This is a genomic window from Paenibacillus sp. JNUCC32 (assembly GCF_014863545.1).
In the GTDB taxonomy this organism is placed as follows: Bacteria; Bacillota; Bacilli; order Paenibacillales; family Paenibacillaceae; genus Paenibacillus_AQ; species Paenibacillus_AQ lautus_A.
On the sequence record NZ_CP062260.1, the window covers coordinates 479,078 to 502,521 of the forward strand.

The following is a 23,444-nucleotide window of genomic DNA, read 5'->3' on the forward strand; positions in this document are numbered from 1 at the left end:
AGGAATCCGGTTGAGCAGGGGGACCATGGAATGTAATTGTTTGTTTTGTTGGCGTTTCTAGATTAACCAATACATACCGAGGTGATGCTCATTGGCAAATACGACCCTGCAGCCCGCAGCAAAAGCGGTTTCCGATACGAAGCGTAAGCGCTTCATGTGGAATCGCATCCTTCGTAATTGGCAGCTTTATGCTCTGATTTCACCGGTCATCGCCTATTACGTCCTGTTCCAGTACGTTCCGATGTACGGCATCCAGATCGCCTTTAAGGACTTTATTGCAACGCAAGGGATATGGGGCAGTCCGTGGGTCGGCTTTGAGCACTTTGACCGATTTTTCAACAGCTATTATTTCTGGCGCTTGATCAAGAACACGCTGGGCATCGGTTTATACAGCCTGGCCGTCGGTTTTCCGATCCCGATTATTCTGGCATTGCTCATGAATGAGATACGGGCCGAACGTTTCAAGAAATTCGTGCAGACCATCACCTATGCTCCTCACTTTCTTTCTACCGTGGTCGTTGTCGGGATGATGATGATCTTCCTGTCCCCCCGTTACGGCATCATCAACCATTTCATTGAAATGTTTGGAGGCCAGCCGATCAATTTCATGACGGAGCCCTCCTGGTTCAAGTCCCTGTACGTGCTGTCGGATGTATGGCAGACCATGGGCTGGAGCTCCATTATTTATTTGGCTGCCCTTGCCGGCATTGACAACCAGCTGCACGAAGCCGCGCGTGTCGATGGTGCGACCAGGCTTCAGCGCATATGGCATATTAACATCCCGGGCATCATGCCAACGATCATCATCCTCTTGATCCTGAACATGGGCAGCATTATGGGCATCGGGTTCGAGAAGGTGCTCCTGATGCAAAACAACCTGAATATGGAGAGCTCCGACATTATAGCCACCTATGTCTACCGAATGGGGATCCAGAATGCCGAGTACAGCTTCTCCGCGGCGATCGGATTGTTCAATTCCGTCATCAATTTCATTCTGCTGGTTGCGGTGAACTTTATTTCGAAGCGGGTTAGCGAAACAAGTCTTTGGTAAAGAGGGGAGCATCGAACCATGCAAATTGAATCCAGAGGGGACCGTATTTTTAATGTCATCAACTATGCGATTCTGATCCTGGTCACCATCATCGTCATGTACCCGCTGCTTTTTGTGCTCAGCGCATCGTTTAGCGACCCGCAGGCGGTTCTGCGGGGCGAGATGCTGTTGTGGCCAAAGGGAGTCAACCTGAATTCCTACGCGAAAATATTCCAGAACCAGGATATCATCAGCGGCTTTACCAACACGCTGGTGTACACATCGCTGGGCACGTTCATCAACCTCACGATGACCATTCTTGCGGCCTATCCGCTGTCGCGGAAGGATTTTGTCGGGCGAAATGCCATCATGGCACTATTGGTTTTCACGATGTTTTTCAGCGGAGGGCTTATTCCGACGTATTTGCTGATCAAGAACCTCGGCATGCTGAACACGCTCTGGGTCATGATTATCCCGAATGCCGTATCCATCTGGAACATCATCATCATGCGCACCTTTTTTCAGCAGTCCATTCCCGGCGAGCTGCAGGAGGCCGCGACCATCGACGGCTGCTCGAACATCAAAATATTGACCCGGATCATATTGCCGTTGTCCATGCCGATTATCGCGGTGACCATTCTCTTCTATGCGGTCGGTCATTGGAATGCGTTCTTCAATGCACTGTTGTATCTATCGGACAAAGATAAATTTCCGCTGCAGCTCATCCTGCGCGAAATCCTGATTCAGGGACAAACGAACGACATGGTCAAAATGTCGACCGAATCGGCGATCAAGCAGCAAAGGGAAGTGGAGGGCATCAAGTACGCGGTGTTGGTCGTGGCCAATATTCCGGTGCTGGCGCTCTATCCGTTCCTGCAGCGATATTTTGTCAAAGGCGTGATGATCGGGGCCATCAAAGGATAAATTCCTTGCATGGATAAATGGATGGAACACGATAAAGGGGAGGATTACGGATGAAGCTGAAGCAATGGGGAAGTTTTCTGTTGACCTGCATGTTGTCGGTATCGCTGGCGGCGGGCTGCAGCCCGAAGGGTTCGGGCGGAACGGACTCGGCCGATGAAGGGAAAGCCGCGATAAATGAAACGGGATTTCCGATTGTCGACGACAAGATGACGGTGACCGGCTTTGCCGGAAAGTTCTTTGCCAATGCCGACTGGAACAACATCAAACTGTGGCAGGAATATGAGAAAATGACCAATATCAAGGTGCAGTGGGACACGGTGCATAAAGACAATTTGGCCGAAAAACGCAACCTGCTGCTTGCCGGCGGCGATTATCCGGAGATGTTCTATGCTTCCGCATTCCCGAGGGCGGATTTGCTGAAGTACGGCAAGCAGGGCGCTTTTATCCCGTTGAATGACCTGATAAATCAATACGCGCCGAATTTTAAAGCGTTGATGGAGAAATATCCGGTCATCGAGAAGGGGATTACGATGCCGGACGGCAACATTTACGGGCTGCCGACGCTGTATGACCCGGAATTCCGGTCCGTGCTGTACGGAACGCCGTGGGTGAAGACGGAGTGGTTGACCAAGCTTGGGCTTCAAGAGCCGCAGACGCTGGATGAATTCTACGATATGTTGAAGGCGTTCAAGGAGAAGGATCCGAACGGCAACGGCCAGAAGGATGAATATGCTTGGGGTGGCGTAGGAACCGCCGGCATCGTCAACTATTTGCGGGGTTCTTTCGGCCTTAATTATCACGGAACCTCGAACATTAACGTGGATACCGACCCGGCGAGCGGGAAGGTCCGGTTCATTCCGACGGATCCAAGATACAAGGAACTGCTTCAATTCGTGAACAAACTGTATAAGGACGGCCTGCTGGAGCAGGATATCATGTCCGTGAAGAGCACGGAGGTGGACGCTAAAGGCGTGGAAGGCCTTCTCGGCGTTGTCGATAACGTGGACCCGGTCGCCATCTACAACCAGGAGGGTTATGTGGGGCTTCCGGTATTGAAGGGGCCGCACGGCGATCAGATGTTCAGCGCTACAGGCTCCCCGCTGGGGAACATCGGGATGTTTGTCCTGACCGATAAAGCGAAGAATCCGGCCGCGCTGATCCGCTGGATGGATTATTTCTACAGCGACGAAGGCATCCGCATGTTCTTCATGGGCTGGAAAGACGAAACGTATAAGGAAGATGCGGCCGGCAATGTGGATTACGTGGACGAAATCAAGAACAATCCGGAGGGTCTCAACCTGGACCAAGCGGTCGGGCAGTATCTGATATGGCCCGGCGGATATTATCCGGGCTTCGTGACGCAGAAATATTTCAAGGGAGCGGAAGGCTTGCCGACGTCCGTAGAAAACGCAAAGAAAGCCGAGCCGTACGTCATCCCTCAAGACAAGGTCTGGCCGCCGTTTAACTTTACGGCCGATGAGCAGTCCGAGCTTACCGGAATCCAGACCGACATTCACACGTACGTGGACGAGATGCGGGACAAATTCATAGCCGGCAACGAGTCTTTTGATAACTGGGACCAGTATGTCGCTAACCTGCAAAAGATGGGGTCGGAGCGCTATCTGTCCATTTATCAATCCGCGGCCGACCGATATACCGAATAAGACAATTACCAGAACATTAAAGGAGCGACATGAGATGACACAATTGAAAGCCATATTGATCGGGGCAGGCGCGCGCGGCGCCGGGGGGTATGCCCCCTATGCCCTGGACTACCCGCATGAACTGGCCTTCGTGGCCGTAGCCGAGGCCGATCCGGCGCGGCGCACCCGATTTGCCGAGGAGCATGGCATCCCGCCGGAGCGGTGTTACGAAACCTGGGAACCGCTGCTGGCCGAGGCCCGGCTTGCCGATATCGCCGTCATTTGTACGCAGGACCGTATGCACTATGGCCCAACCATGCAGGCCTTGGAGAAACAGTATCACGTGCTTTTGGAGAAGCCGATGTCCCCGGAACCGAAGGAATGCCTGGAGATGGAGCAGGCCGCCATCCGTAACAACAGGCTTTTGACCATATGCCATGTGCTGAGGTATACCCCCTTTTGGAGTGCCATTAAACGCGTGCTTCAGGAAGGGACCATCGGCGAGGTGGCTTCGATCCAGTTGAACGAGAACGTGGGATATTGGCATATGGCGCACAGCTTCGTGCGGGGGAATTGGAATAACTCCGACAAGGCAAGCCCGATGATTCTGGCCAAATCGTGCCATGACATGGATGTGCTGTCTTGGTTGATGGACCGTCCCTGCACGCAGGTCACTTCGTTTGGCTCGCTGATGCATTTTCGTGAGGACCAGGCGCCCGAAGGCTCGGGGGACCGATGCCTGGATTGCAAAGTGGAACCCGTCTGTCCCTATTCCGCTCCCCGGTTTTACTTGAGCGATGAGTACAAGGGCTGGGCAAGGCATTTTACCCAGGAGCTGACCAAGCCGAACATTATTCAGGGGCTTCGCGAGACGGACTATGGCCGCTGCGTATATCGGAGCGATAACAACGTCGTTGATCATCAGGTCGTCAATATGGAGTTTGAGGGCGGGGCCACCGCGATGTTCAGCATGTGCGGATTTACGCATGAACAGGAGCGCAGAATCCAAATTATGGGTACCCGCGGCGAGCTTCGGGGAGAGGAAGGCAAGATCACGGTATACGATTTCCTGACCGGTCAGAAGACGGAGATTACGATTCCTTCGCAATCCAGCGGACATGGCGGGGGCGACAGCGGGATCGTGGCCAGCTTCCTGAGAGAGGTTCGGAGCTATAATGGACAGGAGAGCCTGACGTCGGCAAGCGCCTCCGTGCGGAGCCATCTTATCGCGTTCGCAGCGGAGAAATCAAGGCTGAATCAAGGCCGGTCCATCAATCTGAACGAATATGCGCGGGAATTGATGGCTGAAGAAAACGCGGTAAAATAAACGGAATTATATTTAAATTTCATCATATGAAAAATTCACAATAGTTTTAAAAGAAGAAGCGGGCTGATCCTGGGGACAGCCCGCTTCTTCTTTTTATTTGACCTGGTCAATGGACAGGCTGACTTTATAATTCCCGTACTTCAGAAGCTCTTCCAGAAAATCGTTCAAATCCTTGGGCGAACCCGCCCGTACCCTGAGCCAATAACAACCCTCACCGCTGACGCGGTGGGTTTCGGCGACCATGTCGTGCGACTGAATAAAGGACAGGAAAGGAGAATGAGCCGTATGTAAGGCCAAGAACACGGTGACAAAAGCGTGTACGGTCAGACCGATTTTGTCCGGATTCCAACGAAGCGTAAAGCCTTCAATGACACCCAGATCCTGCAGCTTGCGAACGCGGGCCCCGACGGCTTGTCCCGTCAAATGCACCCGCTGTCCGATCGCTTTGTGAGACAGGCTTGCATCCTCGAGCAGGTGCTGCAATATGCGAAGATCGACTTCGTCGAATCCATGAGCGCTTGGCATGCGAATGTTCCTTTCACGATGAAAGTGAGTTCCCCTAATTCCTTTCACGAAGCCGTAGGCAGGAATTATAGCGATCTCTATAATGGGTTTAAGAACCATATTAATTGAAACAAAGGGGAAATGAAAGTGAAACTTCAGCTTATACGTAATGCTACGTTAAGAATACAGTACGCCCATCTTGAACTGCTGGTCGATCCGATGTTTAGCGATGCCAAGGCGAACCCGCCCGTCTTCAACTCCGCGAATGACAGACGGAATCCGCTTGTCCCGCTGCCGTTCTCCATGGCTGACAAGCTCCGTCCGAACGCGGTGCTGGTCACGCACCTGCACCCGGATCACTGGGATCAAGACGCGATCGACGCACTGCCGAAGTCAACGCCGATCCTGTGCCAACCGGGAGATGAGGATACCTTATCTTCACAGGGTTTTGCGTCCGTGACGGCAGTATCGGAATCCTTGGAATATGAAGGAATCTCGATCATCCGAACCGGCGGCCGGCATGGAACCGGTGAGATCGGCCAGATGATGGGGCAGGTATCCGGCTTTATTCTGAAAGCAGAAGGACACCCGACGCTTTATATAGCGGGCGATACCATCTGGTGCGATGAAGTGAAAGAAGCGCTCGATGCACATAAGTCCGATATGACGGTTGTCAATGCCGGCGGCGCCCGGTTTCTCGCGGGGGACCCGATCATCATGGATGAGGACGATGTGATCGAACTGCTGCGGTATGCTCCATATACGAAGGCCGTTGCGGTCCATATGGAAGCCATCAACCACTGCCTTGTGACAAGAGAAGCGCTGTCCGGTCGTCTGGCAGCTGAAGGCCTTGGCTCGCGAATCGAAATTCCGCAGGATGGCCAATGGGTCGAGTGGAAAGCGTAAAACCGCAACACGTTGCCGTTTGCTATAGCAGCGGGAAAAGCTTGCTGCCATCCGATGGCTTCAGCAGCAGTGAGACCGTCTGAATATGATATAATCTATGCAGGAAGCTCCGTGATACGGAGCTTTTTTTGTTGTCCCGCCTCATCTACTGCTTTTCATAAAAATAATCCCTATTTCAACGGGAACGTAATTTAATCCTGACATGCTAGATGTCAGGATTTATGGTTTAACATTCGATTCAGAAGTCAAAAAGGACGAAAACGCAAGGAGTGTAAACGATGAAGCTGGACCGGCTGCTTGGCATTACGATGGAATTGTTGACCAAAAGAAGAGTGACCGCCACGGCGCTGGCTGCTAGGTACGAGGTTTCGGTTCGCACGATTTACCGCGATGTGGACCTCATCAATCAGGCCGGCATTCCAATCGCTTCCTATCCCGGTGCGGATGGCGGGTTTGAACTGATGAGCGGGTTCTACCTGACGAGGCAGCACTTCTCCGTGGATGACTTTTTGGCTATCTATAATCTCTTAAAGGGCATCGAAGGGACTGTGAAAGGGAGATATACAGCGATCATGAATAAGCTCGGAACCCTGCAGCCTGCCCTGTTGAACGGAGGATGTCATGAACAAATCATAGTCGAGATGAGCACGTCGGAACATGAGCGGACATGGGTCCGGCAAATGTTGAAAGCCATTGAAGGCTCGAACCTGATAACCCTTCATTATACCAGCGCATCCGGCAGCCGCTCAGAGCGGCAAGTGGAGCCGCTGCAGCTGTACTGGGAACAAGGCGTCTGGTATTTGGAAGCTTACTGCTTGCTCCAGCAGTCGAAGCGAATTTTCAGGGTATCTCGCATAACCGGTCTTGAAATATCCGAGAACACGTTCCTCCGAAGAGAGGGCTTGGAGCGGGAGGAACAAGAGGAAGTGCAGGGAATTGAGGCGCATCTTCGTTTCGATCCGTCCGCCGGTCCGCGGGTGATCGAGCAGTTTCCGGATGCATGCGCCTCCAGCGAGGGATGCTTGGATGTCCAAACCATCTTCTACACCAAAGCGTATGCTGTCTCGGTGATCCTAAGCTACGGTGCCAAGGTGGAGATCCTCTCGCCGCCGGAGCTTAAGGAAGATTTGCTGAAAGAGCTGGAGGACATCCGTAAACGTTACGAACCATGACGCAACAAATATACGCATACCTTTAATCAACGCACAAGGAGGATTTCCATATGACCATTTTAATAACAGGCGCTACCGGAACCGTTGGAAAACACATCGTGCAGCAGCTTGTGCTGCAAGGAAACGAAGTGAGAGCGATCTCACGCCATCCGCAGCAGGCGAAAGTGCCCGAGGGCGTTCAGATGTATGCCGGCAATCTCAATGACCCGGATAGTCTGATCCCCGCCCTGCAAGGCGTAACCGCGATGCATCTGATCATTTCCAGCGATGAGGCTTACGGAACCCTTCAGACGGATCCGCGGATTATCGAGCTGGCCGAGAAGGCGGGCGTAAAGCGGGTAACGGTATTGGTGGGCTATGAAGAAGGTCCCGTAGAAGCAGCTCTGCGAAACAGCGGAATGGAATGGACCCTGCTCAAGCCCGGTGAGTTTATGGCGAATATACGGACCGATTGGCAGGAATCGATCCGTGACGAAGGCGTTGTCCGCGAGCCGTTCGGCCATGCGTTGAGTGCGAGAATCCATGAAGCCGATATCGCTCGCGTGGCCGTTGCCGCACTTCTGGAGGAAGGTCACCATGGCCAAGAATATTTCCTTACGGGACCGGAGGCCCTCTCGCGAACGGAAGCGGTTCGGATCATAAGCGAGGTAACAGGCAAGGAGATCCGTTTTGTCGAACTGACCGAGGAACAGGCGAGAGAGCAATGGAGAGAGCAGGGCTACGACGAAGAGTCGATTGAGTTTTTTGTGCAAATGGGAAAAAATCCGCCCGAGATCGGTTATACGGTACTGCCGACGGTGGAGGAGGTCACGGGGCGGCCGGCAGCAACGCTTGCCGATTGGGTCCGTGATCATCTGGACGATTTTTAAGAGCGGGCCTTCTTAAGATGATGGAGACCGCGATGATAAAGGAAGAGAAGGGAATGTGATACTTGTCTTACGCCATTGAAACGAAAGGGCTTCGTAAATCCTATAACGGAACGGAGGTCGTTCGAGGAATCGATCTGCGAGTCGAACAAGGAGAGCTCTTTGCCTTGTTAGGTCCGAACGGCGCCGGAAAAACAACCACCATCCATATGTTATCCACCTTGATAAAGCCGGATGGCGGGTGCGCCAGCGTAGCCGGATTTGATATCGTGGGCCATGCCCGAAACGTTCGGAGAAGGATTAGCTTGACGGGCCAGTTTGCGGCACTGGATGAAGGACTCTCCGGTCTTCAGAATTTAAAGCTGATCTCCAGGCTTTACGGTCATTCGGCAAAAGCGGCCCGGTCCGTAAGCGAGGAGCTGATCGAAGCCTTCGGACTCAGCGAAGCGAAGGATCGCGCGGTGCAGCATTACTCCGGCGGGATGCGGAGGCGGCTGGATATTGCCGCCAGTATCGTTACCGAGCCCGATGTTATTTTTCTGGATGAGCCGACGACGGGACTGGACCCGCAAAGCCGTGTTCAAGTGTGGGATGTTGTAAGGTCGCTCTTGAAACGGGGGACTACGGTGCTGCTCACAACCCAATACTTGGAGGAAGCTGATCAACTGGCGGACCGGATTGCCGTGATGGATAAAGGGAACCTGATAGCCGAAGGGACGCCCCGGCAATTGAAGGCTTCGATTGGCGACAGGACGTTAACCGTCCAATTCAACGAGCAGGCCGATCGGGATAAATTGGGTACGTGGTTATACGAGGCGCACGCCCTGACCGTATTGCAGGACGATCATCCGTTGGTACATAAGATCCCGGTGAAGGATGCGATTGCTGCCCATAAGGCCATCCATACGCTGATGGAGAACGGGTTCGCCATTGACTATTTTGCCTTAAGCGAGCCGAGTCTGGATGAGGTCTTTCTGTCCCTGACCGACGCAAAGTCGAAAGGAGGCGCTCCATGAGTGCAAACCAGCATACAGCGACAGCGAATAAGGACGGCTTGCCGACGGTTCGGCGAGCGGTCATCGATCCTCCTTCTATCCTGACGTCGATCCGAATCTTTATGTGGAGAACCTGGCAGCATACCAAGCATAACGGGTTTGGTCTGGTGATGGATGCGGTTCTGTCGCCGGTTCTGCTGCTGCTCATCTTCAGTTACCTGTTCGGCGGTGCCATGGCCGGGTCAACCGGGGCTTATATTCAATTCCTCTTGCCCGGCATCCTGATCCTGACGGTCGTTCCCATGACAGTGTACAGCGGAACCACGATATGCTCGGATATTACCAAAGGGGTGTACAATCGTTTCCGAACGCTGCCCTTCTGGCAGCCCGCATCCGTGATTGGCTCCATCCTTACGGATGGGCTGCGTTATGCGGCCGGCGTTACTGCTGCCCTCGGTACGGGCGTGGCGCTGGGTTTCCGCCCCGAAGGCAGTGCCGTTCAGGTGTTGTGCGCCATAGCCTTCATCCTGTTGTTTGCCTTCAGCGTCAGCTGGATATTTGCGCTGGTCGGCGTCGTGGCCAAGCGGCCGGAGACGGTGTCGGGGTCCAGCATGATCGCGATATATCCGCTGCTGTTCGCCAGCAGCATTCTGGTGGATTCGTCGACGATGCCGAAATGGACAGCGACCCTCATTGATCTGAATCCCGTCAGTATGGCGGCAACCACCGTCAGGGCGCTGATGAGCGGTACGGCAGGCCCGGCCGTGATCATGACCGGAATCGGAGTCTGCGCGCTGTTTATGGGGATATTTGCCCCGCTTACGCTTTATCTGTACCAGACGAAAAACGAGCGGTAACAAGCACAAAAAAACCAGGCCTGCATGAACATGCAGCCTGGTTTTTATCTATGGTACGTCATTTGCAGTCTATGTCCATCGTATCGCTATTTTTGGACCCACGATAAATACACAATACTACAACGGAAAGTATAAGTCTATATTTTTTTCGGGAAACCCCTATACTTAGAGCTATTCTTTAGCGAAGAGGGGGAAATCGGAGTGCTGAATCCAAACGAAAACGCAGAGCGGGAATATCTTGCATTGGTATTAAAGGAGCTTCAACGGGCATCGGAGGAATTAGAGGGGAAGGTGTCCGATTCGTATAAGGATATCATTGAAGCCAAGAAATACCTGTGGGTCAACATGGCCCAATTGGATGCGGCGGAGCGTGCGGCCAACCGGGTTGATATTTCTTTGTCGATCGATACCGGAGAGAAACAGGCGGCCAGGCTGCAGAGGATGCGCAAGCTGCTTGCCTCGCCTTATTTTGGGAGGGTGGATTTTCGTACGAATGAACCGAAGGAAGAAGAAGGCGCCTACTATATCGGCACCCATTCGTTCACGAACCCGGAGAGTCAGGAGCATCTCATCTATGATTGGCGCTCGCCGGTGGCCAGCCTGTTTTATGATTACAATGCCGGCCCTGCGTCGTATGAAGCGCCCATGGGGAGGCTGCAGGGCGAAATTACCGTCAAAAGGCAGTATAAAATCAAAGACGGCCACATGGAATATATGATCGAGAGCTCCATGAACATCAATGACGACGTGCTGCAGAAGGAGCTCAGCAGCAACTCGGACGAGAAGATGAAGAATATCGTGGCTACCATCCAGCAGGAGCAAAATGCCATCATCCGAAACGAAACAGCGCATGAGCTGATCATTCAGGGAGCGGCAGGCTCGGGCAAAACCTCGGTGGCCCTGCACAGGGTGGCCTTTCTCCTGTATCGCCATAAGGAAACCTTGACTTCCAGCAACGTGCTAATCATATCCCCCCATAAAGTGTTCTCGGATTATATATCGAGCGTGCTGCCGGAGCTTGGCGAAGAGAAAATCATGGAGGTCACGATGGAGGAGCTTGCTGCCAAAGAGCTCCGAGGATTATGCCAGTTCCAGACCTTCTCCGAACAGGTGGACGAAATCGTACACGCCCATGACGAGCAGGCCATCGAACGGATCCGGTACAAGGCCGGTTTGGATTTTGTGCATGAGCTGGATGCTTATCTGGAATATGGTGATCAGCAATTTTTCCAGCCTACGGATATTCAGATGAAGGGGGTGCTCATACCGGCCTCGGAGGTTATGGATAAATACCTTGGCACCATGAGTTTGCCGGTCAGGCAGCGATTGGAGAAGACCGCCTCGGTCCTGTCGGGGCAGGCCCGTACGGAGGACGGCGAGAGGCTGACTTCGGCGGAAGCCAATAAAGTCAAAGCCGCGATCCGAAAAATGTTCACATATCAAAATGCGTTAAGCCTGTACAAGGCATTCTTCTCATATCGGAACATACCGGATCTGTTCATCATGAAGGGGAGGAGAACGATCGAATACGCTGACGTTTTTCCGCTGATTTACCTCAAGATGCATCTGGAAGGGAGTGCCTCCTTCGATATGGTAAAGCATCTGCTGGTCGATGAAATGCAGGATTATACTCCGATTCAGTATGCCGTCATCTCCAAATGGTTTGCTTGCAAAAAGACGATTCTCGGCGACAGCAACCAATCGGTCAACGTGTATACTTCAACCTCGCTGCCCGATATCCAGCGCGTGTTTCCCCAAGCCGATACGATCGAACTGGTAAAAAGCTATCGTTCCACGCTGGAAATCATGAAGCTTGCAAAGCGGATCCATCCGCGCAGCACCATGATTCCCGTGGAGCGGCATGGTGAAGAACCGCTGCTGATCCGGTGTCATGATGCGGCGCAGGAACTGGCGTTCATTCAAGAGCTCACCCGAAACTTTCCGAATTCCGGGATGCAGACGATGGGGATCATATGCAAAACGTCATCGCAAGCCCGGCAGGTGTACGAGACGGTCAGGGGGTTAACGGACAACGTGAGCCTGCTCGATTTTAGCAGCGACCGCTTTCAGGAGGGAATCACGATCACCTTCGCCCATATGGCCAAAGGGCTGGAATTCGACAAGGTTATCGTTCCTTTTGCGGGCGCCGCAAACTATCGTACCGAGATGGATCGAAGCTTGCTCTATATTGCCTGTACCCGGGCCATGCATAAGCTGCTGCTGACCTATTCCGGCGAGCCCGCGGTATGGTTGGCCGGCTCGGCGTAAACCGGATCAGGATTTTGCCATGCGTAAGAATATATCGTTATCCGGAGTCGCGCCCCATGGGCGCGGCTCTATCTTTAGATTATTGGACTCGAATGACCTTGATTGACGTTATGTCTAAATTTAAATAAAACATCAGGCGGTTTAGGAAGGAGGACTCCTTTATATCTAGAAACTATTAATATGGGAGCATCACAGCAAACGTATGGAAGGGGGAACGTAACGGACTGAATAATCCAATAACAGGACAGGAAGTGATATGGGACATTGGACTCTCATCGAATACTTGGAGACTTTTTCAGGAAGACGTGGCCATTTTATGTGTTGTCGATTTGCTGTCACTTGGTAGCCAATATCATCCACGTGAATTTCCCGAGGGTGCTGGGCAATTTCACGGATGAATTGAAGGATGGTTTATTGTCGGTCGGCGGCGTTGTGCAGTACAGCTGGACGCTGCTGGGTATCGGCGTCGGCTTTGCCGTCATCGGCGGGATCGGCCAGTTTCTGGTCATGTACACGGGACGTTATTTCGAATTTATGAACCGGCGCCGCCTGTTTGTCCATTTTACGGGGCTCAGCGAGCGGTTTTATTCCAAGAACGGCGTCGGCAAGCTGCTAAGTTATTTCATGAACGACGTGACGACGGTAAGGGAAGCGATCTCGATGGGGATCAATCAGACGGCAAACGCCTCGATCCTGCTGGTCTCCACGATAGTCATGCTGCTGATAACGAATGTTCCGCTGTATCTGGTGGCCGCAAGCATCGTTCCTTTGCTGCTGATACCGATCATCGTTGTCTGGCTCGGGCCGATCATCAGGAGAAGATCGCTTCAGGTTCAGGAAGCGCTGGGCGTGATGACGGAATCGGCGGAGGAGCAGTTTGGCGGGATCCGCGTCACGAAGAAGTTTGCGGTGGAAGAGACGATGAAACGGCGGTTCGGGACGACGGTGGACAGCATCCGGGACAAGCAGCTGCGGCTGGTGCGTGTGTCGTCGCTCTTTCAATCGATCATTCCGTTTCTTGGCGCATCCTCTCTTATTATCGCCCTCTCATTCGGCGGTTACTTAACGATCATGGGACGCATCTCGGTCGGTAACTTTGTCGCATTGACGCTTTACATTCGCATGCTGATGAACCCGCTGCAGCAGATCGGGAATGTCATTAATGTCGTCCAGAGAGCGAGGGCCTCGCTTGACCGCTTGAACGATCTGCTTGATAAGCAGGCCGACATTAAGGAACTGCCTGGCGCCAAGGAGCTGAATCTGGAGTATCCAGGGATTGAGGTGCGGGATTTATCTTTTTCCTACGATGCTTTGGACGGCCATGAAGGAGGTTCCAGGCAGGTGCTGCGCGGCATTCGGCTGAGCGTTCCGCCCGGCGCGACGCTGGGCATTATCGGCCGTACGGGAAGCGGCAAAACCACGCTGATGAAGCTGCTGCTGCGCACCTACGACCCGCCTCCGGGGAAGGTGCTGATCGGCGGCGAGGACATTCGGAAGCTTACATTAAAAAGCCTGCGCGAAGGAATCGCTTACGTTCCCCAGGACGGCTTCCTGTTCAGCTCGACCATCCGCGAGAATATTGCCTTCTATAAAAGGGACACGAAACCGGCCGTCGTTGAGGAAGCGGCACGAAAGGCACGGGTGTACGACAACATTGCGGAGTTTCCGGACAAGTTCGAGACCCGCTTAGGGGAGCGCGGCATTACCCTTTCCGGCGGACAGCGGCAGCGGACAAGCCTGGCGCGGGGAATCATCAAGGATGCGCCCATCCTCATTCTGGATGACAGCGTAAGCGCCGTCGATGCGGTGACGGAGACGGAAATCATGGAGACGATTCGCGACATCCGGGAGGGGAAGACCACGATCATCATTGCCCACCGGATTAGTGCATTGAAGCATGCCGATGAGATCATCGTCCTGGATCAGGGAGAGATTGTCCAGCGGGGTACGCATGAAGAACTGCTGTCTACGGACGGACTGTACCGGACGCTGCATGACATTCAGGAAGAGGGGATGAAGCATCATGGCACAGGCCATTAACAATTGGCAGCTGGATCAGAAGGCGGATTTGAACGCCCCTCAGTCCAAGCCAAAGTATATTTCCACGTTCCGGGCTTTATCGGGTTATATGAAGGAACACCGGCTGACCTTTGCCGGGTTTATCGGCTGCACCTTGATTGCCATCTCGGCAGAGCTGCTGCAGCCGTACCTGATGAAAATCGCGATCGACGATAATCTGATGGTCGGCAAGAACGATTACAAGAGCTTGATGATCATATGCGGCATCTATTTTTCGTTATCGCTGCTCAGCATGATGTTTACCTATCTGCAAAATAATTTGCTGCAAAAAGCGGGGCAGAGCATTGTAGCGAGCATTCGCAAACGGCTGTTTGCCCATATCTCGAGGCTGTCGATGTCGTATTTCGACAAGGTGCCGAGCGGCAGCTTGATTACGCATGTATCCAGCGATACCGAAGCGATCAACCAGTTTTTTAACCAGGTGCTGCTCAGCCTGTTTCGTGACGGCTTCACGCTGATCTTCATCCTGGTGATGATGTTCCAGCTGGACGTCACGCTGACCTTATACTGCCTCATCCTGCTGCCGATCATTGCAGGGATCGCGATTGCGTTCCGGCGGTATATGCGCCACACCTACCAGATGGCGAGAACGCGGTTATCCCGGCTGGTGGCTTTCGTGGCGGAGAATCTCTCAGGCATGAACCTGATCCAAGTGTTCCATCAGCAGAAGGAGCAGGAGAAGCAGTTCGAGGAGCGGAACGACTCTTATTTCAAAGCCAACATCCGGGAGATCCGGACCAATGTGCTGTTTAACCGCTCCTACGAGATATTGAACAACCTGGCGATTGCGTTCGTGACGTGGCTCGGCGGGCAAGCCGTTCTGGGGACGACGCTGGAGTTCGGCGTGCTGTATGCTTTTATTACGTATATCCGTTTGTTCTTCCAGCCGATCAATACGATCACCCAGCAGTGGAATACGCTGCAATCGGCGACGGTGGCGATTAACCGGATATGGAGCCTGCTCGCGATTCAGCCTGAGGTTACGGATCGACGCATGCCGGAGGCCATGGAGAAGTCGAAGGTTCAGGGCCGCGTCGACTTTGACCGGGTCACGTTCGGTTACGAAGGCGGGGCTCCGGTCATTCGGGATTTGGACCTTCATATCCAACCCGGGGAAATGATCGGGATCGTCGGAACCACCGGCGCGGGAAAAAGCTCGCTCATTAGCCTGCTGTGCCGTTTTTACGACGTGAACGAAGGGAGCATTCGGATTGATGGGATCGACATCCGGGAGCTGGCGCAGTCCGATCTGCATCGGATCGTGGGCCTTGTGCAGCAGGAGCCCTATCTCTACTCCGGAACGGTGCTGGACAATGTGCGGCTGTTCGATGAGGACATATCCAGGGAACGGGTGATCGAGGCTTGCCGCTTTATCGGCGCGGATTCAATTATCAGGAGGATGAAGGAGGGATATGACACCCGGCTGTCGGAGCGGGGCAGCGGCTTGTCCGCCGGCGAGCGGCAGCTGATCTCCTTCGCGCGAATCATCGTGTTCCAGCCCAAAATTCTCATTCTGGACGAAGCGACCGCCAACCTGGATTCGCACACGGAGCAGCTCATCCAGAATGCGCTGCAGCTCGTTGCCGAGGGGCGGACGACCCTTGTCATTGCCCACCGCTTATCCACCATCATGGGGGCGGACCGAATCTTGGTCATGAGCAGAGGCCGAATCGTGGAGCAAGGGACCCATGAGGAACTGCTGGATTCCCATGGGTATTACGAAGAGCTGTATCTTCACTCCCAAGGACAGAAGCAGGAGCGGGAGGGGGTCGCAGGCTCGTTGTATCGCACGAAATAAACGGCACCCGATTGGAGGACGGAGCTTCATTAGCTCAGTCCTCTTTTTGCTGCTGGACCTCCGATGAGGTTCGCAAATCTATAAGGTGCTAGCCAACAGGTCAATGAAGTTCAGCGCCGTTCTGGAGACATGGTGATCCTTCAGCCAGATTAAGGCCGAGGAGGCCGCAGCCGGGGTGTCCTTGATTTTGAAGGCGTGCACCGCTGCGGGCAGCTGCTGTTTGATCAGGGTCTCGGGAACGATCGCCACGCCGAACCCCGAAGAGACCAAGCGCAGCAGCAGCGAAATGTCGGAGCATTCGGCTACGATGTTGGGCTGCAGCTTCTGCTCCGAGAAAGCCATCTGGATCGTATAATACACGCCCAGCCCTTCCGTGCTTGGCAGAATAAGCGGATGCTGCGCGATATGGGGGAGGGTCGTCTCCTGTTCGATGGATGGCTCCGAGGTGAGCATGTAAAAAGGCTCCGTCTGCAGATGAAGGATCGAGAAATCGTCCAATTCAAGCGGCAGGCGAACGATCGCTACTTCGAGCGACCGGTTTCGCACGAGCTCACAGAGCTGATACGACTCGTTTTGCTGAATTTTATACGAGACTTGGGGATATCTTGCCCTGAACTCATGGAGCCATGACGGCAGCTCTACCGAAGACAGGGTATTGATGCCAAGGCTCAGCGTTCCTTTATCTCCGTTCCCGACCTCTTTCACTTCGGCTTTAGCCTCTTCCATGAGCTGGGTCATTTGGAGCGCGTATTTGTACAGCGCTTTCCCCGATTCGGTGATTTCCAGCCGCTTCCCTCTTCGATATACCAAGACCGATCCGAGTTCTTCCTCCATGGCTTTCAGCTGCTGACTGAGCGGCGGCTGGGATATATGAAGCCGGTTGGCGGCGAGCGAGATGGTGCCTTCCTCCACGATGGCAATAAAATAGCGGAGCTGCCTGATATCCATATGCTTATGCAAACCTCCTTGTATATGAAAAACCTTCATAAATTCAATTTTTTAAGTATTTTTCATATGGTTCTGTCTCATGGTAGCATACCCATATATACGATAGAAAGAGGGGGAGTATCGGGTGCTGCGTATAACAGCTATGCTATTGATCCTTTTCCTGTCGGCCTGTCAACCAAATTCGGAGAAACACGAGGTGAAGAAGAATATGGATCGTCAACTCATTGAATCCGCCGAGCAAGGGAATACGGAGCAAGTACGACAGCTTCTTCAATCCGGCGCTAACATCGATGCGACGGATGAACAGGGAAGAACGGCGGTGATGGCGGCAACCTACCGCAATCATGTCGATACGGTAGACGCCTTGATTCAGGCTGGCGCCGATATCAATATTCGGGATCATCAACTGAATAATGTGTTTTTGTATGCCGGTGCTGAAGGAATGCTGGACATCCTGAGGTTGGCCATTGATGCCGATGCGGATGTGACGCTTACGAACCGTTTTGGCGGTACGGCTCTTATTCCGGCCTCCGACCGCGGTCATGTGGAGATTGTGCAGGAGCTGCTGACCCGGACCAGCGTCGATGTGAACCATATTAATAATTTGAACTGGACCGCGCTGCTGGAGGCTGTCATTCTCGGTGACGGCAGCGAGAACTATCAGCGTATCGTGAAGCTGCTGCTGGATCATGGGGCAGACCCTGAGCTTCCGGACGGGAACGGCGTAACTTCCCTGCAGCACGCCCGGGAGCGGGGATATCAAGAAATCGAACGCATCTTAATGGAGGCTGCGAACTAAGGGATATCGAAAAGAGGGCAGATATAAGCGAGAAGGGGATGAAGGTTATATGAACAAACACAGCAAGGCATACTGGCTGCTGCATGTCCGACTGGAAACGGGTTACCGCTACGAGGATGACGTGGTGACCGGAACCGAAACGGGACTTTTTCATGTGAGGATAGAGAATGGGGCTTTTTCTGAGATTCGTCCCGCGGAGGCTTTGCCGGATTCGCTGCTGCCGACATGGGATATGAAGGGGAATCTGATGCTGCCCTCTTTTAGAGATATGCATATCCACCTGGACAAAACCTATTATGGAGGACCATGGAAGGCACCGCTTCGTCCGGCTCACGGAATCTTCAGCCGGATCGAGGAGGAAGAGAGGCTGCTTCCCGAGCTTCTTCCCACCGCCAAGGAGCGAGCGGAGGGACTGCTGGATCTGCTGCTGCGATACGGTTCTACCCATGTCCGCTCCCACTGCAATGTGGATCCCGTCGTCGGTCTGAAAAATTTGGAAGCCACCTTGCAGGCGGTTGAAGGATATAAGGAAAAAGCTTTTGTGGAGATCGTTGCTTTTCCTCAGCACGGCTTGCTTCGCAGCCAGTCCGTATCCCTGGTCAGGGAAGCGCTCCGGAACGGAGCCGCGCTGGTAGGCGGGCTGGATCCCACGACGGTAGACGAGGATATGGAGAAATCGCTGAACACCGTGATGGAGCTGGCGGTGGAAGCCAACGCCGGCATTGATCTGCACCTGCATGAGTCGTCCCAGATCGGACTGAATGCCTTTAAACGGGTAGCTGATCTTACGGAAGAGGCGGGTTGGAACGGAAGAGTCACGCTCAGCCATGCCCTCGCTTTCGCGGACGTCTCACCAAGCGAGGTGGATGAAGTGGCGATTCGGTTAGCGGACTTGGGTATTTCCGTCACCTCCTCCGTACCGCTTGGCCGAACCATCCCGATCCCGCAGCTGCACCGCCGCGGCGTGAACATCTCGCTTGGGCAAGACAGCATTATGGACCATTGGTCCCCGTTCGGCAAAGGGGATAATCTGGACAAGGCGGGCACGCTGGCCGAACGCTTCCATATGAGCGATGAGCGTTCGCTCGGACAGGCCCTCGGGTTTATTACGGGAGGCGTGACGCCGCTAGACCAGGACGGCCGCTATGCGTGGCCAAACGTCGGGGATGCGGCGGATGCGGTGATTGTGGAAGCCAGCTGCTCCGCAGAAGCCGTTGCCAGGCGGTCCCGCCGCCATGCCGTGCTGTTTAAGGGAAACCCGGTTTACGGAATATGATAAAGGGGCAGCCGCTGCATGCCGGACTTTTCCGGCGTGCAGCGGCTGTTGTTGGTTTATAGGCTTTAAGGCGCCAGGTCCCTTATTGATGAACGCCTTTGACAACGAAACCGTCTCCCGCCCGGTTCGGATTGGAGGGAATGGAGGTAACGGTTGAATTCTGGAGCATAATGCCCCCATCATCCGCCGTGAGTTTGGGGCGTTTCCCATTGACGCGGCAGCAGGAGAAGACAACGGGGGACAATCGTGCCATCGTGGCAAGCGCCCCATTGATTTGCGGCGCTTCGACGATCCATTCCGCCGAGGTCTGCGGACCGCTATACCGCTGCAATGTTCGAAAGGTCCAGTTCCGGGATACGTTGCGAAGGCAGATCAGCCAGTTCGACCCGCTGCACTTGATGATGCTGGCATGCATGCGGTCACCCGGCTGAATGGGCAGCGGAATGAACGTAAGCGAGGCGGGGAGAATCTCCCACCAAGCATAATAATAAGCCTTGCCGTCTATCCAATCATGACCCGTTCCGGTCTGTATCAAATTGCTGTTGCTGAATCCGTCAATGCCGATCCAGGCCGAGGAGTAGGACGTCCCGCGGCTTGGCCGAACAAACGGCACATTCCATTTGGCGGAGACCCGTTTGAAAGCCCCTTTTTTTCCAGTGATAGAGTATCCGCTCCAATTGCTTGATATCCATCCGATGTTACGACGCGGCTTGGCTGTAGTGTCAAGTTGGCATGTGTGATTCCACTGACCTGTCGTGGAAATCCCCATAATCTCCACCGCCTTTACTAGATTGATAGTATATCTAATGAAGAATCGGTAGAGTTGGTATGGGTTATGTGTTAGAAAGTTTGAACAGGCAGCCCTTAAATCTATTTTTCAGGTTAATCGAGTCTTAAGGGATATGCCGTAAGGCAAAAACAAACAGGATCATGGCCCCTATGGAGGTGACCGTCCGTACATGGTTCCAGGCCGTCCATTTACTTAGGTAGGCATTCCAGACCTCGCTTCCTGCGCTGCTCGCAGGATCAACGGCAGCCAGCGCGTCATTGAGCGGGACATTGAAGGCCATCGTTACGATGAATCCCGTCAGATACAGCAGACCGGCGGCCAGCAAGTAGACGGATCCCGGTTCTCCCCAGCGTAGGACGGATAGGACTGCAAGAACGATACTGGTTAGGGCGGTACCTGTAAACAGTGCACCGAACGTGGGGTTGAGTATGGTTGCATTGATGGACTGCATGGCGTTAATCCCTTGTTCGTTCGGAATCCGCGATAAAGCGGTCATCATGAAGGATGAGAAGGCGAAGAACAGGCCGGCTATAAGGCCCGAGCCTGTCACTGAAAATAGAGCCAGCAAAAAAATCAAGCGATCACTCATGGGCAGGTTACCTCCAGTTTTAGATGTGATTCTGACATTTGATTCCATGTATATCCACTTAATAATTGTTTGTACATACAAATATATTAGCGTTTTCGGCAAAAGTAAAGACCTAAAATTGAAGGAATGAAGATATAGAGGGATCTGTATACTTGTTTTTACTATATATGGTAATAAGCATATCTACGCTATTTACTAAATAGAGTTGAATATACGCTTTCGTAAGCGTATCCAAAATTTGGATCATATATTCAATGTGTTCAGCCAAAAGGAGGGATCCGTATGAAGTCAGGCAAGAGGGGGATTTGGCTAGTAACGACGGCTTTATTAAGCGTTTCTTTGTTGTTCGGTTGTACCGGTGGCAAGGGAACGCCGGCCGATACCGGCGATCCGGAGCCGGGAAAGGACGGAGAGACGGCGAAGAAAATCATTACCGTTACGTTTCGGGATGACGGGATCGGCGAGAACGGAGCGTTCTATAAATGGCTTAAGGAAGTGTCGGCCAGTTACCCTGACAAAAGCGTAGAGATTAAGCCGACACCGATTCAGGCATCGGAAGGCGATTATTTTGCCAAGGTGGCCCTGGCGCTGAAATCCAAAGATACGGCGCCCGATATCGTGACGGAAGATACCTTCATTTTGAACTCGGATGCCAGCGCCGGCTATCTGGAGCCGCTCGACGATAAATTGACGGGATGGGAAGACTGGGGCAACGGCTCCTTCATCGAAGCGATGAAGAAGGGGGTCACTGCCAGCGATGGCAAGGTATACGGCGTGCCGTATAACACGGATTCCAGGGGCCTTTGGTATAACAAGGATATTTTCAAACAAGCGGGTCTTCCGGAGGATTGGCAGCCTAAGAATTGGGAGGAGGTCTTAAACGCTGCGCGAACGATCAAGGAGAAGGCGCCCGACGTTGTACCGATCTGGATGAACATGGGCAAGGCTACAGGCGAAGCTACCTCCATGCAAACCTACGAGATGCTGCTCTACGGAACGGGCGAAAGGCTGTATGACGATGCCAGCGGCAAATGGATTACGAAAAGCCAGGGCATTCTGGACGCGCTGACTTTTGTGGAAACGGTCAACAAAGAGAAGCTGGGACCGCCGCTCTCCAAAGTATTGAACGGCCAGGCAGGCAACACGGCTTCCCGCGAATACCTGCCGCAGGGCAAGCTGGCGATTTCGCTGGACGGCTCCTGGATCACGGGCAACTACATGGAAACAGGCGCGGCGCCATGGCCAGAATACAAAGACGTGCTCGGCTTTGCGCCGATGCCGACCAGCCAAGGACAGGAGCCCGGCTCGATTACGCTGGCCGGAGGCTGGGCGCTGTCGATTCCAAGCAATTCCAAGAACAAAGACGAGGCATGGGAATTTATCAAGTATGCGCTGGGCAAGGAAAATACCCAGAAGCTCGTCATGTCCTCCGGCAATATTACGGTGCGTGCCGATGTTGCCAAGGATCCGGAATATACGAAAATGCCGTTTAACGAAATCGCGACCGAATACCTGCAGAACGCAGAGTTTAGACCGGCTCAGGAGAAGTATCCGGAAGTGTCGACGCAGATCCAGACGATGGTGGAATCCGTAGCAACCGGAACATCGCCTGCGGATGCCATGAATAAATACGCGCAGGATGTTACCCGCATCGTTGGTGCGGATCATATCGTGGAGAAATAACCTGCTATAAGCAAAACCGGCTTGCTCAAGCGCTCCCGTCATCGCGGAGACTTGGGCAAGCGGTTTTTCAGATCATCCGTATGGAAGGAGAACCACACATGAGCAGTCTGTCCGTGGACGTTTACCCGAAACGAAGAAAAACGTATACCTGGCTCTTTTTTTTGCTGCCTTCAATCGCGATTATGCTCGTGTTTTTTATATATCCCATCCTGTTAACGTTCTTCTATTCCTTCACCAATCTGGCCTTGACCGGGGAAGCGGCGAGGGAGCTCAAATTTATCGGCCTCGACAACTATACTCGGATGTTCCAGGATCCCACGGTTCGGATCAGTATTTGGAACACGCTGGTTTTTCTTATCGGTTCGGCGGTGATCGGGCAGCAGGTGCTGGGATTTCTGATTGCACTGCTGATGAAGCAGAGGAACAAGACCTTTCGGCGCGTGATTGGAACGATTGTGCTTGCGGGCTGGGTAACGCCCGAGATCGTGTGCGCCCTTTGTCTGTACAGCTTCTTCGGGGATGAAGGCACGCTGAATGCGATTATCACATTTTTCGGATTTTCGGAAGTGACCTGGCTGTTTACCGTCCCGATGCTGACGATCATTCTTGCGAATATTTGGCACGGCACGGCCTTCTCGATGCTGGTATTTCAAGCCGCGCTGGATGACGTGCCGAACGAAATCGAGGAAGCGGCGGTAGTGGATGGAGCCTCCAAGTGGAAAATCTTCACGCGCATCATCATCCCTTACATCAAAAGCACCATTACCACGAACATGATGCTGGTTACTTTGCAGACGCTCGGGGTGTTCGGGCTCATCTATGCGATGACCGGAGGCGGTCCGGGCAACTCCACGACGACCCTGCCGATCTTTATGTACAATCAGGCGTTTGTGAACTATCAATTAGGCTATGGAACCGCTATTTCGCTGCTGCTGCTGCTGATCGGGATTGTGTTAAGCCTCCTGTATATCAGGTCGATGAAAGAGTAAC

20 protein-coding genes are annotated in these 23,444 nt (G+C 53.3%); 16 read left to right on the top strand and 4 right to left on the bottom strand.

Going from position 1 to position 23,444, the window contains the following annotated elements; translation table 11 throughout:
* The first annotated feature begins 91 nt into the window (after positions 1-91).
* The 4 genes from JNUCC32_RS02155 to JNUCC32_RS02170 are packed head-to-tail and all read left to right on the top strand — an operon-like array spanning position 92 to position 4,924.
* On the top strand, positions 92-1,051 hold the full coding sequence (locus tag JNUCC32_RS02155) for an ABC transporter permease (RefSeq protein ID WP_192570954.1): 960 nt from the start codon (positions 92-94) through the stop codon (positions 1,049-1,051).
* Between the two features lie 18 nt (positions 1,052-1,069).
* Positions 1,070-1,954, top strand: coding sequence for a carbohydrate ABC transporter permease (locus JNUCC32_RS02160; RefSeq protein WP_036660074.1), 885 nt, complete (start codon positions 1,070-1,072; stop codon positions 1,952-1,954).
* 50 nt (positions 1,955-2,004) lie between these two features.
* Complete coding sequence (locus tag JNUCC32_RS02165; RefSeq protein ID WP_090909321.1) at positions 2,005-3,618, top strand: extracellular solute-binding protein; 1,614 nt, start codon at positions 2,005-2,007, stop codon at positions 3,616-3,618.
* 34 nt (positions 3,619-3,652) lie between these two features.
* Positions 3,653-4,924 carry a Gfo/Idh/MocA family protein gene (locus JNUCC32_RS02170; RefSeq protein WP_192570955.1) on the top strand — a complete coding sequence of 424 codons (1,272 nt, stop codon included), beginning with the start codon at positions 3,653-3,655 and terminating at the stop codon, positions 4,922-4,924.
* Between the two features lie 93 nt (positions 4,925-5,017).
* Here the strand turns inward: JNUCC32_RS02170 and JNUCC32_RS02175 are convergent, their stop codons facing one another.
* Positions 5,018-5,449, bottom strand: coding sequence for an Lrp/AsnC family transcriptional regulator (locus JNUCC32_RS02175; protein WP_192570956.1), 432 nt, complete (start codon positions 5,447-5,449; stop codon positions 5,018-5,020).
* 126 nt (positions 5,450-5,575) lie between these two features.
* On the opposite strand from JNUCC32_RS02175, the gene JNUCC32_RS02180 reads away from it, so the two are divergent.
* The 8 genes from JNUCC32_RS02180 (at position 5,576) to JNUCC32_RS02215 (ending at position 16,369) form a co-directional block, all read left to right on the top strand.
* A complete protein-coding gene (locus tag JNUCC32_RS02180; RefSeq protein ID WP_192570957.1) occupies positions 5,576-6,334 on the top strand; it encodes an MBL fold metallo-hydrolase in 759 nt (252 codons plus the stop codon).
* A gap of 278 nt (positions 6,335-6,612) precedes the next feature.
* A complete protein-coding gene (locus JNUCC32_RS02185) occupies positions 6,613-7,506 on the top strand; it encodes a helix-turn-helix transcriptional regulator (RefSeq protein ID WP_192570958.1) in 894 nt (297 codons plus the stop codon).
* Positions 7,507-7,556: 50 nt separating this feature from the next.
* Entirely contained in the window at positions 7,557-8,375 is an 819-nt protein-coding gene (locus JNUCC32_RS02190) for an NAD(P)H-binding protein (protein ID WP_192570959.1), read from the top strand.
* A 62-nt stretch (positions 8,376-8,437) separates the two neighbouring features.
* The gene (locus tag JNUCC32_RS02195; protein WP_192570960.1) at positions 8,438-9,388 is read left to right on the top strand and encodes an ATP-binding cassette domain-containing protein; all 951 of its coding nucleotides are present in this window, start codon (positions 8,438-8,440) and stop codon (positions 9,386-9,388) included.
* On the top strand, positions 9,385-10,224 hold the full coding sequence (locus JNUCC32_RS02200; RefSeq protein WP_192570961.1) for an ABC transporter permease: 840 nt from the start codon (positions 9,385-9,387) through the stop codon (positions 10,222-10,224). The genes JNUCC32_RS02195 and JNUCC32_RS02200 overlap by 4 nt, the downstream gene beginning before the upstream one ends.
* 201 nt (positions 10,225-10,425) lie before the next feature.
* A complete protein-coding gene (locus JNUCC32_RS02205) occupies positions 10,426-12,492 on the top strand; it encodes a HelD family protein (protein WP_192570962.1) in 2,067 nt (688 codons plus the stop codon).
* A gap of 264 nt (positions 12,493-12,756) precedes the next feature.
* The gene (locus tag JNUCC32_RS02210) at positions 12,757-14,532 is read left to right on the top strand and encodes an ABC transporter ATP-binding protein (RefSeq protein WP_192570963.1); all 1,776 of its coding nucleotides are present in this window, start codon (positions 12,757-12,759) and stop codon (positions 14,530-14,532) included.
* Positions 14,516-16,369, top strand: coding sequence for an ABC transporter ATP-binding protein (locus JNUCC32_RS02215; protein WP_192570964.1), 1,854 nt, complete (start codon positions 14,516-14,518; stop codon positions 16,367-16,369). Before JNUCC32_RS02210 ends, JNUCC32_RS02215 begins: the two co-directional genes overlap by 17 nt.
* A gap of 78 nt (positions 16,370-16,447) precedes the next feature.
* Here JNUCC32_RS02215 and JNUCC32_RS02220 read toward each other — a convergent pair whose 3' ends face one another.
* Positions 16,448-17,317: a LysR family transcriptional regulator gene (locus tag JNUCC32_RS02220; RefSeq protein ID WP_090909331.1), complete on the bottom strand. Its 870-nt coding sequence runs from the start codon at positions 17,315-17,317 to the stop codon at positions 16,448-16,450.
* A gap of 142 nt (positions 17,318-17,459) precedes the next feature.
* On the opposite strand from JNUCC32_RS02220, the gene JNUCC32_RS02225 reads away from it, so the two are divergent.
* Both JNUCC32_RS02225 and JNUCC32_RS02230 read left to right on the top strand, forming a co-directional pair.
* Positions 17,460-18,116, top strand: a complete 657-nt coding sequence (locus JNUCC32_RS02225; protein WP_192572576.1) for an ankyrin repeat domain-containing protein — start codon at positions 17,460-17,462, stop codon at positions 18,114-18,116.
* Positions 18,117-18,165: 49 nt separating this feature from the next.
* Entirely contained in the window at positions 18,166-19,392 is a 1,227-nt protein-coding gene (locus tag JNUCC32_RS02230) for an amidohydrolase (RefSeq protein WP_192570965.1), read from the top strand.
* An 82-nt stretch (positions 19,393-19,474) separates the two neighbouring features.
* Here JNUCC32_RS02230 and JNUCC32_RS02235 read toward each other — a convergent pair whose 3' ends face one another.
* Together JNUCC32_RS02235 and JNUCC32_RS02240 are read right to left on the bottom strand one after the other, a co-directional pair.
* The gene (locus JNUCC32_RS02235; protein WP_192570966.1) at positions 19,475-20,161 is read right to left on the bottom strand and encodes a G1 family glutamic endopeptidase; all 687 of its coding nucleotides are present in this window, start codon (positions 20,159-20,161) and stop codon (positions 19,475-19,477) included.
* Positions 20,162-20,285: 124 nt separating this feature from the next.
* Complete coding sequence (locus JNUCC32_RS02240; protein ID WP_192570967.1) at positions 20,286-20,771, bottom strand: anthrone oxygenase family protein; 486 nt, start codon at positions 20,769-20,771, stop codon at positions 20,286-20,288.
* Between the two features lie 282 nt (positions 20,772-21,053).
* Between JNUCC32_RS02240 and JNUCC32_RS02245 the strand changes: the two genes are divergently transcribed.
* The gene (locus JNUCC32_RS02245) at positions 21,054-22,454 is read left to right on the top strand and encodes an ABC transporter substrate-binding protein (protein ID WP_192570968.1); all 1,401 of its coding nucleotides are present in this window, start codon (positions 21,054-21,056) and stop codon (positions 22,452-22,454) included.
* A 98-nt stretch (positions 22,455-22,552) separates the two neighbouring features.
* Complete coding sequence (locus JNUCC32_RS02250) at positions 22,553-23,443, top strand: carbohydrate ABC transporter permease (RefSeq protein WP_009591023.1); 891 nt, start codon at positions 22,553-22,555, stop codon at positions 23,441-23,443.
* Position 23,444: the final 1 nt, after the last annotated feature.

What these genes read in the sequence shown, in the direction of transcription:
- JNUCC32_RS02240 (WP_192570967.1), bottom strand. Translation starts at nt 20,771, where the DNA reads ATGAGTGATCGCTTGATTTTTTTGCTGGCTCTATTTTCAGTGACAGGC.
- JNUCC32_RS02160 (WP_036660074.1), top strand. Translation starts at nt 1,070, where the DNA reads ATGCAAATTGAATCCAGAGGGGACCGTATTTTTAATGTCATCAACTAT.
- JNUCC32_RS02185 (WP_192570958.1), top strand. Translation starts at nt 6,613, where the DNA reads ATGAAGCTGGACCGGCTGCTTGGCATTACGATGGAATTGTTGACCAAA.
- JNUCC32_RS02230 (WP_192570965.1), top strand. Translation starts at nt 18,166, where the DNA reads ATGAACAAACACAGCAAGGCATACTGGCTGCTGCATGTCCGACTGGAA.
- JNUCC32_RS02225 (WP_192572576.1), top strand. Translation starts at nt 17,460, where the DNA reads ATGCTATTGATCCTTTTCCTGTCGGCCTGTCAACCAAATTCGGAGAAA.
- JNUCC32_RS02215 (WP_192570964.1), top strand. Translation starts at nt 14,516, where the DNA reads ATGGCACAGGCCATTAACAATTGGCAGCTGGATCAGAAGGCGGATTTG.
- JNUCC32_RS02190 (WP_192570959.1), top strand. Translation starts at nt 7,557, where the DNA reads ATGACCATTTTAATAACAGGCGCTACCGGAACCGTTGGAAAACACATC.
- JNUCC32_RS02220 (WP_090909331.1), bottom strand. Translation starts at nt 17,317, where the DNA reads ATGGATATCAGGCAGCTCCGCTATTTTATTGCCATCGTGGAGGAAGGC.
- JNUCC32_RS02200 (WP_192570961.1), top strand. Translation starts at nt 9,385, where the DNA reads ATGAGTGCAAACCAGCATACAGCGACAGCGAATAAGGACGGCTTGCCG.
- JNUCC32_RS02165 (WP_090909321.1), top strand. Translation starts at nt 2,005, where the DNA reads ATGAAGCTGAAGCAATGGGGAAGTTTTCTGTTGACCTGCATGTTGTCG.
- JNUCC32_RS02175 (WP_192570956.1), bottom strand. Translation starts at nt 5,449, where the DNA reads ATGCCAAGCGCTCATGGATTCGACGAAGTCGATCTTCGCATATTGCAG.
- JNUCC32_RS02235 (WP_192570966.1), bottom strand. Translation starts at nt 20,161, where the DNA reads ATGGGGATTTCCACGACAGGTCAGTGGAATCACACATGCCAACTTGAC.
- JNUCC32_RS02170 (WP_192570955.1), top strand. Translation starts at nt 3,653, where the DNA reads ATGACACAATTGAAAGCCATATTGATCGGGGCAGGCGCGCGCGGCGCC.
- JNUCC32_RS02245 (WP_192570968.1), top strand. Translation starts at nt 21,054, where the DNA reads ATGAAGTCAGGCAAGAGGGGGATTTGGCTAGTAACGACGGCTTTATTA.
- JNUCC32_RS02250 (WP_009591023.1), top strand. Translation starts at nt 22,553, where the DNA reads ATGAGCAGTCTGTCCGTGGACGTTTACCCGAAACGAAGAAAAACGTAT.